The following is a 17,643-nucleotide window of genomic DNA, read 5'->3' on the forward strand; positions in this document are numbered from 1 at the left end:
CACCATACCTATGCAACAACCAATCGACCAGAACTACAGCGGCAAGCTGATCGTCATCGACGGCACTGACGGCTCGGGCAAGGCGACCCAGGCCCAGCTTTTGACTGAACGCCTGAAACGCCTCGGCTACGAAGTCGCCCTGGTCGATTTTCCGCAATACGGCAAGAAATCAGCCGGACTGGTCGAAGAGTACCTCAACGGCAAATACGGCACCGCCGACGAAGTCGGTCCCTACCGCGCCTCGATTTTCTACGCCGCCGACCGCTACGATGCCAGCTTCCAGATCCGCAAATGGCTCGAAGAAGGCAAAGTCGTCATAACCAACCGCTACGTCACGGCCAATATGGGGCACCAAGGCGGCAAGATCAGCGATCCGGTCGAGCGTCAGAAATACTTCAATTGGCTCTACCAGCTAGAGTATGAGCAGTTCGGCATCCCCAAGCCGGACCTGAACCTGATTCTCCATGTCGACGCGGCTGTCGCGCAGCAGCTTGTCGATCAGAAGGGACACCGCGACTACGTCGGCGGCCAGAAGCGCGACATCCACGAAGCCGACCTCGAGCATCTGCGCAACGCAGAAAAAGTCTACTTGGAAATTGCCCAAAGCTTCCCTGGCTTCCAGCTGGTCGAGTGCAGCCCGCACGGCGCCATCCTTGACCGCGAGGCGGTCAACTGGCTGGTCTGGCAAGCGATAGCCCCGTTGCTCGGCCGCCAAGTCGTCAATCCTGCCAGCCCTGAAACTGCCAATCAGCCGCTATCTTTAAAAATAGAAAGACTGTCGTCCAGCGCCAAACTGCCTAGCCGTAGCTACACTGGCGACGCCGGCCTCGACCTGTTTTCCGACCAGGCGCATGACTTGATGCCCGGAGAAAAAAAGGTCATTGAGACCGGCATCAGGCTAGCATTGCCTCGCGGCTATGCCGGACTGGTCTGGGACAAAAGCGGCATCGCGACCCAAGGCATCCACACTTTGGCCGGGGTCATCGATGAGAATTTCCGCGGCCCGCTAGCTGTCGTCTTGATCAATCTCAGCCAAGCCCCTTACCGCATTGAAGCCGGACAGAAAATCGCCCAGCTCCTGATCCAGAAAGTCGAGGCACCGGTAGTCATCGAGGAGCGGCTGATGGACAAGACCGAAAGGGTCGAAGGCCGATTCGGATCCAGCGGCTTATTTTAAAAGACGGTCCATAAAATAATAATTTCAAATATCCACATGAATACCCAACCACGCATCTATGCGCTGAAAAACTTGCCGCCGGAAGTCGTGGCCGTGACCTTCGCCAAGTGTTCCCGCTCGGCTGAACCTTTCGACCAGATTGCGGCCGAACTCAATGAGAACAAGTCAGCCGAATTCAACGAGAAGTGGGTGGTCAATTACGGCCATGGTTCGGTCGCCGAACACGCCTTCATGAACGTGGCTATCGAGAATGTCTCCTTGATGGCCGTTGAAGCCATCCAGGCCAACCGCCTCGCTTCCTATACCGAGAAATCCTCCCGCTACCAGGTATACAACCGCGACCGGGTCTACACCCCTGATATCATCGCCAACGATCCGGAAATCAGCCAGACCTACCAGGCGGTCATCGGACAGTTGTTCGACCTATATGAAAAATCGCTCGAACCGATCCGCCTCGCCATAATGGAACTCTATCCCAACAAGCTCGGCGACCCTGATCCGGTCTATCAGGCCAAGATCAAATCCAAGTGGATCGATGTCTGCCGCTTCGCCTTGCCGAACGCAGTACTTGCTAACCTGGGCATGAGCACCAATGCCCGCACCATGGAATACGCGATAACCAAGATGCTGTCGCATCCGCTCGAAGAAGTCCGCCAGATCGGAAAAGACTTGAAGCGAGTAGCCATGGAAGTCACTCCGACACTGGTCAAATATGCCGATGCCAATGAAGGCTACATCGCCAACGAACAGTTCGCCCATGCCAAGTCCCGCGAACTTTCACGCGGTATGGCTCGTCCGGAATTCAGTGACGACAACAAGCTCGAAGTCGAGCTGATCGAATATGATGCCGATGCCGAAGACAAGATCCTGGCTGGCATGATTTACAAATACCAATCCCTAAGCTACTCCGACTGCCTTAAGCAGGCCAAGCGTTTGCCGCAAGAGGAAAAAGACCAATATTTCAAATCCGTCCTGGAAAAAGCGCGCAATATCTACGACAAACCGCCACGGGAATTCGAATATCCGTATTACACGTTCGACGTGCTGTTGGATCAAGGAGCCTATTACGACCTGAAGCGCAACCGCATCATGACTCAGACGCCGCAACTTTTGAATGGCTCTTACGGCTTTTTCACACCGAGGCTCTTCGACCAGGTCGGACTTGGTGACGAATACCGCTCGGTCATGGAGCTGGCTCATGAATTCGCCCGCTTCGTGGCGCAAAAATATCCTTATGAGGCCCAATATATAACGACTAAGGCGACGGCTAGGCGCTTCGTCATGAAAATGAATCTGCGCGAGGCCTTCTACTTCATCGGCCTGAGATCTCGGCAGGGCGGCCACTTCACTTACCGGAAGGTCGCCCAGATGATGTACGACCAAATCATGGCCGTCCACCCCAACTTGGCAAAATACATCATGATAGACAAAACCTAGCTCCGGACCATGATATAAAAAAAACCGCAAACTGTTTGCGGTTTTTTTGATATCATGGGATAATATCGTAATGAGATTCACTCTCAAAATCGAAGAAAGGTTCTTGCTATTCACCATCGCCGTGCTTTTGGTGACTGGCGTTTGTCTTTACCTGACTTTACGCACCAACATCGAGGACATTTTAATCGAGGAGAAAGGCCAGGAGCTTTCGGCGATCACAACCAAACACGCTATGATGTCGTTGGAGCCTGACGATTTCACCAACCCTAACCAGGATGAAACCAATCAGACGTTCTCGATGCTCTATCAGATGATCAACATTGAAGGCGTAATGAGGATAAAGGTATATGATCGGGCAGGCAAGATCGTCTACTCCGACGAACCGAAACTTATCGGCAAAAAATACCCGAATATCAATCTCAGCCAAGCGATGACCGGACAAAAAATCGCTGATGTCGAGGAAGGGGTCGAGGTTGAGAACGCATATGAACAAGATTACGGGAAGTATTTGGAAATCTACACCCCTATTTTCATGTCAGGCAGCCAAGTCGGCGTCATAGAATTATACTACAATCTAGATGAGCTGTTCTTGAAGATTGATAAATACAAGAACTACAGTTTAGCGCTGATCCTCTTTACTTTCTTATTCCTGTTTTTGGGAGAATATTGGAGCTTCAACTCGACATCGAAGCGCTTGGAAGAGGCCCACAAGAAAGAATTGGAATCGGCCGAACGCATCGCCAAGCTCAAAGACGAATTCGTCTTCATGGCCGCGCACGAACTCAGGGCGCCAGCTACGGTCATCAAAGGTTACGTCGACTTGCTCAATTCTGCGGCTGACTCCTCCTGCAAGAAGGTTATGCCCTATGTCGAAAAGATATTCGAGTCGAATGAACGCTTGATCGTCCTAATCAATGATTTGCTGGAAATCGCCCGAACCGAATCTGGCCATTCGAGCATCTCAGTAAAACCGATAACCCTCTCTCCGATCATCAAGGATGAGATCGAAAGGTACTCGCAGTTGGCCAAGGGTCAGAAGATAAAGATCGAATACCTTCCGAATGAACACATCCCCGAAGTGATGGCCAATGAGGACAAGCTCAAAGAGATTACTTCCAATTTGATTACCAACGCGATCAAATACGGCAAGAATGGCGGCAACGTCATAATCAGCCACGAGCTGCGCAATGGCGCCGTTGTCACTCACGTCGCTGATGACGGAATCGGAATCAATGCCGAAGACCAGAAAAACCTATTCCAAAAATTCTTCCGCTGCAGCGGTTCGGCTTGCAGTGTTGCCGGCACCGGCCTGGGACTTTTCATAACCAAAGAGCTAATCGAGAGAATGGACGGAAAAATATGGGTCACTTCGGAACCAGGCCATGGCTCGACCTTCTCTTTCAAATTGCCTCCTGCTATATAATTACTTTAATATTAGGCAAAAAAAGGCGCGATAAGCGCCTTGATTATTTTGCTTTTTTTAGCTAATATTAAGACATAATCACTTTTTTTCTCTATGGATAAATTCGATGTAATTATTGGCCTTGAAATACACGCCGAACTCAAAACCCTCTCCAAGATGTTCTGCCGCTGCGACAACGACTCGATCGGCAAAGAACCGAACGTCAATGTCTGCCCTGTCTGCCTCGGCCACCCAGGGACATTGCCAGTGGCCAACAAACAGGCAATCGAATGGACGATCCTGGTCGGTCAAGCACTCCACTGCAAAGTTCATCAACTTTCAAAGTTCGACCGTAAGAATTATTTCTACCCTGACCTGCCAAAGGGCTACCAAGTCTCCCAATTCGACCTGCCTTTCGTTTACGGCGGCCATCTTGAAGTCGACGGAGAAAAGATTGAAATTACCAGGATCCATCTGGAGGAAGACACGGGCAAGCTCTCCCACCCTGCTGGCAAAGGCTTTTCATTGGTCGACTACAATCGTGCCGGCACCCCGCTGATGGAAATGGTCACCGAGCCAGTGATTCATGACGCGGCTACGGCCAAGAAATTCTGCCAGAACTACCAGCAGATACTGCGCTACCTCGACATCTCGAACGCTGACATGGAAAAAGGCGAGATGCGCTGCGAGGCCAACGTCAGCATCCAAGAAAAAGGCAAGTGGCTCTATGAAGACGGATTAATCAAGCCGATCGGCGACTACAAGCTGAACCCGAAAGTCGAACTCAAGAATATCAACTCCTTCAAGGCGGTCGAGAAAGCTATCGAGTACGAGGTCGGACGCCAGCTTCAAGCCATCGAAGATGGCGAGAAATTGGTCCAAGAGACCCGCGGCTGGAACGAAGGCAAGCAGCAGACAGTGAGGCAACGCATCAAGGAAACCTCCGCTGATTACCGCTATTTCCCCGACCCTGACCTGCCGCCGCTGCGCATCTCCGATGAGCTCATCAAGGAGATACGAAGGGGCATGGTAGAGATGCCTCTATCAAAAAAGAAGCGCTTCCAAGAAGAATATAACCTATCAGACATCGACGCCGACATCCTGACTCAGGATAAAGCTCTGGCCGATTACGCAGAGAACGTCATCTCCGAGCTCCATGCGCGTCTGCTTGCCGATGGCGTTTCCGGACAAGAACAGAAAGATCGCCTAGCTAAGCTCACCTCCAATTGGCTGGTAAGCGAGCTATTCAAGCATCTGAATAACGATGGCGTCTCGATCAAGGACCTGCATATTACCGCGGAAAACTTCGGTGAGCTCATAGCTCTCTTATTCGAAAATAAGATCAATTCTTCAGCTGGGCAGAAAATCCTGGAACACATGTACCAGAAGGGCGGCGACCCAGAAGATATCATGAAAGAGCTTGGACTTGAACAGCTGGATGACGACGGCCACCTGGAACAGATTGCGCGCGAAATCGTAGTCAAGTTCCCCGGCCAAGTCGAACAGTATAAAGCGGGCAAAGAGCAGCTGCTCCAATTTTTCGTCGGCCAGGCCATGGCCGCGACCAAAGGCAAAGGCAATCCGCCCAAACTCCAGGAATTATTCAAAAACATACTAAGCCACTAACCCTAAAAACTATGTGGAATCCATTCAAACCGAAGGTTTCTGCCATGGAAAAGACCGGATCTGACGGAAAGCCCGAATCCGATCTGACCCCTGAACAGATCAGGAAGGCCAATGAACGTCTTGAAGAGGCCCAAATCGACAAGGAAATCGACAAGGTCGTAAGCGGCATCGGTCCGGCCACCCCGGAAGATCTCAGGGCTGATAACCTGAGGATCATCACCAACATCAATGAAATGCTCAAGCTCTGCTTTGCCGAGTTAGACAAGGTTGGCGGCGACCCCGCGAAACGTCAGGAAGTGAAAGACAGATATGCCAAGCAGATCGCCGCTGAAGTTTCCAGCGTCAAAGATGACGAGAACTATAAGCAAGCTACCGATAATGCCACTATGGTCATGAGTGACCTCGACAGGGCGTAATTGCAATCATCAGAAAAAAAAGAGGGACGGTCTATAAAGACCGTCCTTTTTATAAAAGCATTTCCTTGCCGAAAACGATTCCGCACCTTATGCGGAAAATCCTTACGATCATTCCCTTCTCCAAAATCGGATGCGGAAGATTTATCGTAAGGTAGCAGCCCTTGGCCATGTCACCCGGCCTGATGATATTCCCCTCGGAATCGTTCAATTCCAAGCTGTTGAGCGGACATTCCAGCAACGGAGCGTCCTCGGTAGCTGGCATGAATGCCTTAATGAGATATTCCCTCCTCATCGCGGCTAGATCAACTGGCTCCCTGAAGGTGATTTCGATATCGCCCGGATGCCAATAGGCATGGATAAAAAAATAATCCGGACGGCTGCGGCCGATTGTCTTGACCTCGGTCATGGGACACCAACCTTCTGAGCATAAGCCCGTTTTTCCATAGCAAGTTTCCTCCTTCCTTGGTTTGATAAGGTGCGCGCTAAAAAATACTGAGGGGGGGACCCCCCCTAAAGCAATATTACACCTTATACCCTTTTTACTTGAAAGTCAAACCCTGCTATTTATATAAAATCAGGCCAAGAATCGTCTTATAAAACCGACTGCCTCCTCTTCATTTTCTGCTTTTTCCAGCCAAAATATCTTCCTACCCTGCTTTCCCCAGCGGTTGAACCAAGTCATCTGCTTCTTGGCGAACTGGCGGATGGCGATATTCAGCCGGTCAAACATAGTTTCATGGTCGCATTTTTCTTGGAGGTACTCAGAGATAAAGCGATATTCCAAGCCGAAACCATGGAGCCGCTGCCAAGAAACGCCCTGCGTATGCAGCCGATCGACTTCTGCAACCAAATCCTCATTCTCAAGCCGATCAAGAAGGCGCTGACGTATTTTTTTATCGATTATCTCTTTGCCCGGATTCAGACCCAAGACAAGGCAGTCGTACTTTGGCGGCTTCACGGTCGGCCCTTCGGATTTTGACGCAGAAGAGTTGAGTTCGATGTATCTGATCAAGCGGCGCTTATTTTTTCGATCGCTTTCGTTGACCTTGGCTGCGAACGCCGGATTGGCGGCTTTGAGTTTATCATACAAATCAAGAATGTCGGAATGTTCGAGTTCCTGGCGTAAACCGTCATCCACCCCCACCTCTGCCATGTCATAGTTATCGACTACAGCTTGGAGATAGAGACCGGAACCTCCGACTAAAAATGGTATCTTGCCACGCTTTATGACATCATCAATGGCCGCTTCAGCCAGCTTCTTGTACTGTGCTAAGCTGAAAAGGTCCGTAGGCTCAACTACGTCTATAAGATGATGCTTTACCTCACCATACTCAGCCAAATCCTTGCCGGTACCGACATCCATGCCGCGATAAACCTGACGCGAATCGGCAGAGATGATTTCGCCGTCGAATTCGCGCGCCAACTTGACCGCCAACCTGGTCTTGCCAGAAGAAGTGGGGCCTAAGATGACGATCAATTTATTATTTTGTTCTTCCATTATTTCATGATTAGCTTACCCTGGTAATCGGATCCTCGAGAAGCTTGCCGTCCATGCCGAAGTCACGCGCCTCGACGATTACTACTCGGACGAATTTACCGACCTGATTCGGAGAGCCGCCGATCACTTTTACGGCCGTATTATCCCGGCTGCGTCCGAATACGACGCCTTTCTTTTCGCTTTCGACCAAGACCTCGAGCACCTGTCCGACAAGTCGGCTGTGGTTTTCCGCAGCTGTCTCGCGCAGGATATCGGTCAATACGTCTTCGCGGCGCTTTTTCTCCTCTTTGGAAATATCATCTTCGAACTTGGCTGCTGCCGTATAAGGGCGCGGGCTGTATTGGCCGATATAGATATTGTCGAAACGGGACCAGCGAGCCAAATCAGCCGTGTTATTGAACTGAAGCTCGGTCTCGCCAGGAAAGCCGACGATGATGTCAGTCGAAATGCTGATGTCGGGCATCACTGCCCTGATTTTGCTGATCAGCGCGCGATAATGGGCGTTGGTATATTTCCTATTCATTCTGGACAACACTTCGTCGTCGCCGGCCTGGACTGGCAAATGAAGGAAATGGCAGACCTTGCCGCACTCGGACATCGCGGCGATCAGGTCATCAGACATGTCTTTGGGATGGCTAGTCCAAAAACGAATCCAAAAATTGCCGGGTATATTGTTGACTCTTCGCAATAACTCGCCGAAACCTATCTTTTCTTCATCTTCCGACTTGTAAGAATTGACGTTCTGAGCGATGAGCACTATTTCCTTGAAACCCTGCCTGACCAGATTTCTTGCTTCGTCGAGCACCTCCTCGGCTGGGCGGTAAACTTCGCGGCCGCGGGCATATGGCACGACGCAATAGGTGCAAAAATTGTCACAACCATTGCCAATAGGAACAAAAGCAGAGATTCCTGAATGATATTTAGGAATCACCTTCAGATAGTCATCGGGACGCTGCCTCAAGTTGTGCGCCTCGCGCAGGAAGTCGGCCATCTTGACTAAATCCTTGATCGGCAGCCAGAAATCGACAACGCCTTCGAGTCGCTTCTGCACGTCTGGCCTGCCGGACAAGCAGCCGGTAATGACTACCCTGACCGACGTATTCTCTTTCTTGATGCGCGGTATCAACCCGTAAATACGGTCTTCGGCCGATTGCCGGACGCCGCAGGTGTTGATGATGACCAGATCGGCTTTTTTACGATCTGCCACTTCGGCATAACCCAGATCTTCCAAAAAGCTGGCCATACGCTCAGAGTCAGACTTGTTCATCTGACAGCCGATCGTTATGATATGATAAGTCTTGTTCTGCATCAGATTACTGTAAGTTGCTGGTCTTTTCCTGTATTTCTTTGATGAAATCCGGCTTAGCCACCTCCCTGGTCTCGCGCGAACCGCGATCGCGTACGGCCAGGTTCTGAGAGTTCATCTCCTGGTCGCCGATTACGAGAATATATGGCACCTTTTCAGCCACGGCCTTGCGAGTTTTGTTGCCGACAGTCTCGTTGTGGTCATCCACCACCGCCCTGATGCCTTGGGATTTGAACTCCCCTGCTAAGGCATGGCAGAATCCGACATGAGCTTCGCCTACGGAAATGATCTTGACCTGGGCCGGGGACAGCCAAACCGGGAACGAGCCGGCATAATGCTCGATAATGATGCCCATGAAACGCTCCATGGAGCCAAGAATGGCGCGATGAATAACTACGGGGGTCTGTCCGCTGCCATCCGGAGCCACATACTTCAAGTCGAAGCGACGAGGCAACTGAAAGTCCAACTGAATCGTAGCAAGCTGCCATTGCCGGCCGATGGCATCTTTGATTTTAACGTCTATTTTCGGGCCGTAAAAAGCACCGTCGCCATCATTGATCTTGTACTCTAGCCCGGCTTGATCCAACGCCGTTTTAAGATTATTTTCGGCCAGATCCCACATTGCTTTCTCGCCCAAGAAGCTCTCCGGACGGGTAGAGAGATGGATTTCGTCTATGTCCAAATTGAAAACCTGGTAAATCTTCTTTATTTTTTCGAGCAACGTCAATATTTCGGAAAGTATCTGCTCCTCGGTGGCGAAAATGTGGCTATCATCCTGTGACAAGCTGCGCACGCGGGTCAGGCCATGAAGCGTGCCCGATTTCTCATTACGATACAATGTCGTAGTCTCAGCCAACCGCAGCGGCAGTTCACGATAAGAATGGATATCGCGCTTGAACACGAGCATGTGCGCCGGGCAATTCATGGGCTTGACTCCTAAATCGACATCATCTTCAGTGTGATGCATGCAGAACATATCATCCTGATAGTGCTCCCAGTGGCCGGAAATCTTCCACAATTCAGAATTGAGAATCTGAGGGGTCCGGACTTCGCGATAACCATCGCCGTATGAATATTCACGCACGAACTTAGTCAGTTCGATCAGCATAGTCATGCCGTTGGGCAAGAAAAAAGGCATGCCTGGCGCGACGTCATGCATCATGAATAAATCCTGCTCTTTACCCAGTTTGCGATGGTCGCGTTTTTCCGCCTCAGCCAAAAGGCGCAGGTATTCATCCAGATCATCTTTGGTTGCGAAACCGACACCGTAGATGCGCGTCAGCATCTTATTCTTCTCGTCGCCGCGCCAATAAGCGCCGGCCAACTTGGTCAGCTTGAAGCTGCCTGGCTTGACCTTGTTCGTGCCCTCGATGTGCGGCCCCTTACAGAGATCTTCGAACAAGACCTTGTCCCCTTGCTTCAGCGCATAAAAGCTGACTCCGGTCTCACCTTTGGTTTTCAGGTCTTCAATCAGCTCCTGTTTGTAGGGCTGGCCTTCTGATTTCGCCTTGGCAATCGCTTCGTCAATGGCCGATTCAGAACGCTCAAACTTCAGATTCTGCTTAGCCAGATAGGCCATCTTCTTCTCAATAGCCGGAAGGTCGGTGTCACTGATCTTAGTCTCACCGAAATCGATATCATAATAAAAACCGTTCTCGATCGCCGGACCGATGGCTAATTTAACCTCGGGGTATAGTTCTTTGACTGCCGTGGCAAGCACGTGGGCTAGCGAATGGCGCAGCATTTCCAAATTCTCTTCTGGCATAATATTTGTGATTAGTATTTTAGTTAAATGCAGTTCTCATGTCACTCCTATCGGAGCTGACAGAGAACTCAACGACTCACACGTCGTTGACCTTGGTCCTTGCGAACCCTGCGGAGAAGTTCTTGGGGCTGTTTTCCTTGGTCCTTGCGGACCCTGCGGAGAACCGACTGCTCACCCGCAGTCGTCACCAGCAGTCGAATAAAAAAATCCCGTCCTTATAACCCAACAAAAGTTAGGCTATCAGGACGAGATTATCTCGCGGTTCCACCTGATTTCTTGTCCGCCTTGGGCGGGTCCGCCAAAAACAAACAAGCGCTTTTTGTTCTTGAAACTAGCTTAGTTATTTATAATATAGCTAATATTAGCTATAATCTGCTTGGTAGACAGATCAATCGCCGCTTCAAGTATTTCTATTTTAACATAATGATAAGCCTCGTCAAGCCGAAACTAGCGCGCCACCTCGACTTTGATGCGCTTGTCAGTAATCGGAGCCTTGTTGATAAAGCTCGGGCTGAACTTGATTTCGTATTTCTCTACCTCTGGCAAACTTCCCAAATAGCTTTCTAGCTGGGCTTTAGTCAGTCCGACCAGCTTTGTCTTGTCGATCACGGCATCGTTTTTGGTGATGACATCGCCCTCGAAAGCGACGTTGATGCTAGCGATATTCTGTTTGACATCGACATTGGACAGGCCATAAGTCAATTTGTTCTCATTGAAGTTGACCAAGGTCTTATTATCACCGAGATAAGCGCCGAGCTTGTCTTTGGCCAGCTGCTTGATCTTGTCATCGCTGAAAGCGACGATTGAGACGACTCCCTTGACTTTGACATTAATCTTTTCCCTCTCATCGCCAGCCTTGCCGTCGGCTTCGAATGTTATGGAGTTGTCATCAAGCTTGTACAGGAATTGATTGAACTTGTTTTTCTCATCTGGAGAAAGCTGGTTTTCTGCCTGCTTGGCCAAGGTCAGCTTCAGTTCTTCGACTGCCTTATCGATATCGCTCTGATCGACTATCTTCGTCGCCTTTTCCTGATAAACGGTCGCCTCCTTGTTTTCGGCATAAATCTTATCCTGAAGACCGGCCCAGAGCCCTGGTATGGTGAACTTGGTCGGCTGGACAACGTTTTCTGCCTTTTGTTCGTCGGCATATATCGCCACATCGATCGAGCCGCTGGCTGGTACCGTTACCGTATCCTTGATGCGATAAAGTTTGCCGTCTGCCGAGAGAAGCCGGGTGGTCGCAACCAGTGGCTGGCTCTCATTGTAATTATTAACGATCGTGGCCTTACCGATCAACTCTTCGCCACTGACCAGTTTGCCCGTGGTTTCGACTTCCTTGGACTGTTCGATGCCGGCTTGGCGGACCAGCCCGGCCACGCCGCTATCCTTGACGGCAGCGTCGCCGTTATAGATGTCGGCTACCAGATTGCTCGTGACTGTTGTCTGCTTGGGCGTCACTTTGACATCAAGCTTGCCGACGAAGCTATATCCAAGAATACCTAAAAATACGATGACTAGAAAACCAAAGCTGTAAGATATCTTGCGATAAAGAGGTATGGAGTGTCCGCCGTTTGTGCTCTGCTTGAGCATGGCTGGGACGTCCTTAGTTGAGCTGACAGCACGCAACGGATCGAATTTCGGCCGCTGTTCAAGCGCTTGCTCGAAGCCCAAAGGCTTGCTGGCGTTGCCGGCCGGCTTAGGGCCATAATCTGCCTGCTGACTTTCCGTATGATCCAATCCTGAAAGATACGACCTGATGACGCTTTGCTTTTCGGCTAATGTCGCCGGGGCGATTTCGGCGGTCACTCCTGGCTGATGAGGACTCCTGACCAAAGGGATGCTGTGCTTGCCCGCAAGATTGACGGGTTCGGCCGGCTTGGTCGGAGTTATGACAGCCTCTACAGGCGCAGAAACAGGCGCCGGAGCTGGTTGCGGGGCTGCATTTTCCTTTTTGATTGCTACTTCCTCCCTTGGAGTAACAACGACTTCGTTTTCTTCCGCTTCAGGCTTTATTTTAGAACGCAAACTAGCCGACTTATGGGTAGTTTTGATTTTTTTGACTGTGATGCGCTTGCGAGTTTTGGGGTGAGCCTTGGTCTCTTCGGTTTTTTTGACCACCATATATCAAGATGAGTAATAACTTATTTATCGTTATACACACTATACCATTTTTAGGTTTTTTTGTCGACAACCGTTACCAAGGTTCCGCACACTTCCCTTATGATTTGTACCAGCTCATCATCGTTTTTGACTCTCAGGTCAGATTCGATGATTTTCGCATCGCCATTTTCGGCCAAAATCTTGAAAAAGACTTTATCCTCGCCCTTCCTCTCGGCCAAAAGGTGGTGTAATTCGCCTAGCAGCTGCTGATCGCAAGTCTGCTTGAAAATAAGTTTAAGACTAGTATCGGTTGGTGGCGATGATGGCGCCTGATTAATGCGCGTGCCCCCGGCCGATTCGCTTTTCTTCGGCCAGTTCCGCCCATTGCGACCGCCAACCTCTTTGGCTTCATTGAATGCCTTCAGCGAAGCGGCGATATTCGAGGAATCAAGCAGCGCCGCCTTGTTAGCTAGCAGCTTGATGTCCTGATCTTTATCCGAAAGCTTGCCTTGGCACAGGATTATCTTGCCGTCCTGCCAAACGCTTCCGGTCTCTTTGAGCAGACTAGGAAATACCAAGGCCTCGACGCTGGATGTCTGGTCCTCGATCTTGACGAACAGCATCGCCTCGCTCGATCTGGTGACGATTTTCTTGATTGAAGTGATGACGCCGGCGATATTGATGTTGGCATCGCGCGAGCAACCGCCCAAACGATTCAATGGCATGACGAACTTCTCGATATACGGCTTGTACTGGGTCATCGGGTGTTCGGAAATATACAAGCCCAGAAGCTCTTTCTCCCAAGCCAGCTTCTCTTGCTGTGACGCGGTGCCAGGATTGTCCAAACGCACTGCGGGACGAGAATTGGCCAGTGAAGGCAGGTCGCCGAAAAGGCTCACTTGGCCGCTGTTCTTGTTCTTGCTGACCTCCTTGCTGTAGTTGAGGATGTTGTCCATATTGGATAGCAAGCGTCCGCGCTCCGCCCAAGCATCCAAGGCGCCGCTCTTGGTCAAGCTTTCCAGTGATTTCTTATTAAGATCCTTGTCTGTGACGCGATCAAGCAGATCTACCAAATCTTTGTACTGGCCATTGGCCTTGCGTTCGGCGATGATCACATCAACGATGTTCTCTCCGACATTTTTGATCGCCTTGAGCCCGAAACGGATAGTATTAACCTTCTCGTCATCGGTGACTACTCGATTCTCAGCTGTGCCGGAAGTGACTACGGTGAAGGTTCCGAATGACTGGTTGATGTCGGGCGGCAAAACTTCGATGCCCATCTTGCGGCACTCATCGATCTCGATGGCCACCCGGTCGGTATCCTGCTGGTCAGCGGTCAGCAAGGCGGCCATGAATTCGGTCGGCCAGTTAGCTTTGAGATAGGCGGTCTGATAGCCGATCAAGGCATAGCAGGCCGCGTGGCTCCTATTAAAACCATAGCCAGCAAACGGCTCGATAAAGGCGAAGATGCGCTGAGCCAAATCCGAACTGATGCCGTTCTTGACGCAGCCGTCGACGAACTTCTCTTTCTGTTCGGCCAACAGCTTGACGATCTTCTTGCCCACGGCTTTACGCAAGACATCGGCCTCGCCCATAGTAAAACCGGCAAGGTCGCGGGCCATCTGCATGACCTGCTCCTGATAGATGGCGACGCCGTAAGTTACGCCCAGGATCGGCTCGAGCTTAGGGTGGAGATACTCTGGTTTCTTCTTGCCGTGCTTGCCGGAAATATAATCAGGAATCCACTCCATCGGGCCTGGACGGTACAAAGCCACCATGGCGATGATATCCTCGAACTCAGTCGGCTTCAATTCACGGAGGTAGCGCTTCATGCCAGATGATTCGAATTGGAAGACGCCGGTCGTCTCTCCGTCTTGGAACAGCTTATATGACTTCGCATCATCGAGCGGAATATTGTCTATATCCACTTCGATGCCGCGGGTATTCTTGATGATCTTGATGGCCGACTCGATGATGGTCAGGTTCTTCAAGCCGAGAAAGTCCATTTTCAAAAGGCCCAGGTCCTCGACCGGATGGAGCGAATACTGCGAAACGATATTCCGGTCCGAAGTCGAGGCGTATTGGACTGGGGCGTACTCGGTCAAAGGCTCGCGAGTTATGAGCACGCCGCAGGCATGGGTTGAAGCGTGGCGGGCCACGCCCTCGAGGCGCAAGGCGTAATCGATGACCTGCTTGGCGCCCGGATCGTTCTTGTACATGTCAGCAAACTCCGAGACTTCGTCAAGCGCTTTCTTGATACTGGAGAATTGCGGAATCATCTTGGCCAGCTTGTCGCAGAAATCATAGGGGAAATCAAGGACGCGACCAACATCACGGACGGCAGCGCGGGCGGCCATGGTTCCGAAGGTGATGATCTGCGCTACGTGATCCTTGCCATATTTGTTTTCCACATATTTCAAAACATCGTCCCGGCGGACGTCGGAAAAATCAGTATCGATATCAGGCATCGAGATACGTTCCGGATTCAAGAAACGTTCGAACAGCAGGTTGTATTTCAACGGGTCGAGGTTGGTGATGCCTATCAGGTAGCAGACCAAAGAACCGGCGGCGCTGCCTCGACCCGGGCCGACGACGACTCCATTGTCCTTGGCCCAATTGATGAAGTCAGCCACGATCAAGAAATATGAGGGCCAACCCATACGCTCGATGACCGACAACTCATAATCCATGCGTTCGCGGATCTCGGTGCTCACCTGTTCGTAGTTCTGCTGATAGCGCTTCTCCAAACCTTGATTGCACCATTGCCGCAAGAGGCCGAACTCGGTCATGCCATCGGGCACGGGAAAAATCGGCAAAGAGATTTCACCAAGCTTGATTTCCAGATTGCAGGCCTCGGCTATTTTCAAGGTATTATCAACGGCCTCCGGAACGTCTTTGAAAATTTCTTTCATCTCGGCCGCTGACTTATAGTAGAAGTCCTGGCCATGCATCGCCATGCGATCGGTGTCGTTCTTCTTACGCTTGGTCTGCAAGCACAAAAGCACGTCCTGGGCGTCATAGTCTTCTTTATGCAAATAATGGAGGTCGTTGGTAGCAACCAGCGGGACACCCATCTCCTTGCCCAAAGCGATCATCTGCTCATTCACACCTGCCTGTTCCGGCAGATTGGGATGGTGCTGGATTTCCAAATAGAAATTGCCTTGGCCGAAAAGATCGTTAAACTCCCTAATCCTCTCACGAGCGCGGTCAAGCCGCCCTTGCAGGATCATTTGGGATATCTCGCCGCCCAAACATGCGGTACAGGCAATCAGCCCCTCAGAATGCTTCTGCAGGGTCGGCCAATCGATGCGCGGTTTATAATAATACCCTTCCAAGTGGGCGAGCGAAACCATCTTGATCAGGTTCTTGTAGCCGGTCTCATTCTTGACCAATAACAATAAGTGATAATTGGCAGCGTCGGCCTTGGTCAGCTTGTCGGTCAGCAGGTTCGGCGCCATATAGGTCTCGACGCCGATAACCGGCTTGATGCCGGCCTTCTTGGCTTTCTGATAGAACTCGATTACGCCGTACATCGTACCATGATCGGTCAAGGCCACGGCTGGAGCGCCGTCAGACTTGGCATAGTCAATCAGCTCATCGAGCTTGGTTAGGCCGTCGAGCAGACTGTAGTGGGTATGGTTATGGAGGTGGACAAAAGACATGTTTCCTGGTGTTTTAAAACGCAAAAAGAGACCAAAAGCCTCCTTTGCTATAGGTAATATGATACCACTTTTTCGATTTTTTACAAACAATACCGCAAAGGCTAAATTATCCCACAAAATCAATATATTTAGCCTCGCATTGTTACTGCCCCACCTTCCCGACCCAACCGAAGATGTCCTCGAAGTTCTTGAGGATCAGCTGGAAGACCGATTCCTTTTGCTTGGGGGTGAGTATTGTATAAATCTTACTCGTAGTCAGGTTGCCCGAAGAGTCGGTGGCGGTGATACGGAAGGTGTAGACCTGGCCGGAGTCGAACTTGGTGACCACGGCCACGTGCTTCCTGGAGTAGGTGGTCTCGGCTGGGGTCTTGTCCGGGAATTCCTTGTCGTCGGTGACCACACCCTTGATATATTGGACCTGGCCGATGGTCGGCTCGTTGGTCTGCCAGGAGACGATGGTCTGGACCTTCAGCTGCTTGCCCTGGGAGAGGGCCGACTCGGTCTGGACGTTTGTGATAGTCGGGGGTAGGTCGTCTTTCGTCGTAGAAAAAGTCTCGATTATCTTCTCGATATTATTTCCTTTCTTATCCTTGCCTCCGATCGTAATCTGATAAATTACGCCTGCTTCGAAGTCGCTAGCCTCGGCTTCATGTGTAGTGGTCATAGATTTATCGTACACCTCGCGGACTTCATCAACCGAAAGTTTGCCTGAACGATAAGGAAGATATTTTAACCATGTATCAGATTCAATGTTAGTTGACCACTGGAATAAGGCCGAGGTTTCATTAATTTTCTTAATGGCGTCTGAAATTATTTCCAAGCCTTCTTCTTTGGTTCTGAATGTAAAATCACGAGAATAGGAAGTAGGACCGACCGCGGCAGCGCTACGAAGCTGATAATGATAGTCGGAGTTAGGTTTTAGGCCGACAATTCTGACCTGATGATTCTTGACGCGATCCTGATAGTTACCGCTTATCTGAGCATACCCATCATTGCCGCCATTTTTTAAATACAGAGTATCTGGGGCATAAGCCACGAGCGAGTTGGCCTCCTTGTCGGTATTCCAGGACACGGTAGCCGTAGTGGCGCCGGTGACGACCATGGGTTCGCCGCCGAGGATGGGGCCGGGGATGGAGCCGGCTAGGCGCTCGATGGTGTCGAATTGGGTCAAGAGGGTGGTCTCGAGGGTGCCGAGGGAGACCTGGTTAGCCACCTGGCTCATGATCTCCATGGCCTTCTGGGCAGCGGCTAGGA

General features: G+C 50.8%; 12 protein-coding genes. 5 read left to right on the forward strand and 7 right to left on the reverse strand.

All coding sequences use genetic code 11. The annotated features are described in order from the left end of the window. Positions 1-10 precede the first annotated feature (10 nt). From dut to HGA34_04390, 5 genes are all read left to right on the forward strand, one after another. Positions 11-1,177 (forward strand): dUTP diphosphatase, encoded by a 1,167-nt coding sequence (dut, locus tag HGA34_04370; protein NTW22741.1) that lies wholly within the window; start codon positions 11-13, stop codon positions 1,175-1,177. Positions 1,178-1,213: 36 nt separating this feature from the next. Then, complete coding sequence (locus HGA34_04375) at positions 1,214-2,614, forward strand: hypothetical protein (GenBank protein NTW22742.1); 1,401 nt, start codon at positions 1,214-1,216, stop codon at positions 2,612-2,614. Positions 2,615-2,684: 70 nt separating this feature from the next. Beyond that, positions 2,685-4,037, forward strand: a complete 1,353-nt coding sequence (locus HGA34_04380; protein ID NTW22743.1) for a HAMP domain-containing histidine kinase — start codon at positions 2,685-2,687, stop codon at positions 4,035-4,037. Between the two features lie 93 nt (positions 4,038-4,130). After that, on the forward strand, positions 4,131-5,642 hold the full coding sequence (gatB, locus tag HGA34_04385; GenBank protein ID NTW22744.1) for an Asp-tRNA(Asn)/Glu-tRNA(Gln) amidotransferase subunit GatB: 1,512 nt from the start codon (positions 4,131-4,133) through the stop codon (positions 5,640-5,642). A gap of 11 nt (positions 5,643-5,653) precedes the next feature. After that, positions 5,654-6,058 carry a hypothetical protein gene (locus tag HGA34_04390; GenBank protein ID NTW22745.1) on the forward strand — a complete coding sequence of 135 codons (405 nt, stop codon included), beginning with the start codon at positions 5,654-5,656 and terminating at the stop codon, positions 6,056-6,058. Between the two features lie 49 nt (positions 6,059-6,107). Here HGA34_04390 and HGA34_04395 read toward each other — a convergent pair whose 3' ends face one another. From HGA34_04395 to HGA34_04425, 7 genes are all read right to left on the reverse strand, one after another. Beyond that, positions 6,108-6,464 (reverse strand): hypothetical protein, encoded by a 357-nt coding sequence (locus HGA34_04395; protein ID NTW22746.1) that lies wholly within the window; start codon positions 6,462-6,464, stop codon positions 6,108-6,110. Positions 6,465-6,632: 168 nt separating this feature from the next. Continuing rightward, the gene (gene miaA, locus HGA34_04400) at positions 6,633-7,556 is read right to left on the reverse strand and encodes a tRNA (adenosine(37)-N6)-dimethylallyltransferase MiaA (protein ID NTW22747.1); all 924 of its coding nucleotides are present in this window, start codon (positions 7,554-7,556) and stop codon (positions 6,633-6,635) included. Positions 7,557-7,566: 10 nt separating this feature from the next. Continuing rightward, positions 7,567-8,865: a tRNA (N6-isopentenyl adenosine(37)-C2)-methylthiotransferase MiaB gene (gene miaB, locus HGA34_04405; GenBank protein ID NTW22748.1), complete on the reverse strand. Its 1,299-nt coding sequence runs from the start codon at positions 8,863-8,865 to the stop codon at positions 7,567-7,569. A gap of 4 nt (positions 8,866-8,869) precedes the next feature. Then, on the reverse strand, positions 8,870-10,627 hold the full coding sequence (gene thrS / locus HGA34_04410; GenBank protein ID NTW22749.1) for a threonine--tRNA ligase: 1,758 nt from the start codon (positions 10,625-10,627) through the stop codon (positions 8,870-8,872). Between the two features lie 447 nt (positions 10,628-11,074). Continuing rightward, on the reverse strand, positions 11,075-12,748 hold the full coding sequence (locus HGA34_04415; protein ID NTW22750.1) for a hypothetical protein: 1,674 nt from the start codon (positions 12,746-12,748) through the stop codon (positions 11,075-11,077). A 50-nt stretch (positions 12,749-12,798) separates the two neighbouring features. Next, the gene (locus HGA34_04420) at positions 12,799-16,389 is read right to left on the reverse strand and encodes a DNA polymerase III subunit alpha (protein ID NTW22751.1); all 3,591 of its coding nucleotides are present in this window, start codon (positions 16,387-16,389) and stop codon (positions 12,799-12,801) included. A 142-nt stretch (positions 16,390-16,531) separates the two neighbouring features. Beyond that, positions 16,532-17,643, reverse strand: a 1,112-nt coding sequence (locus HGA34_04425) for a hypothetical protein (GenBank protein NTW22752.1), incomplete at its 5' end; no start/stop codon positions are given.

Source organism: Candidatus Falkowbacteria bacterium (assembly GCA_013336275.1).
In the GTDB taxonomy this organism is placed as follows: Bacteria; Patescibacteriota; Patescibacteriia; order Patescibacteriales; family GWE2-39-37; genus JAAXUA01.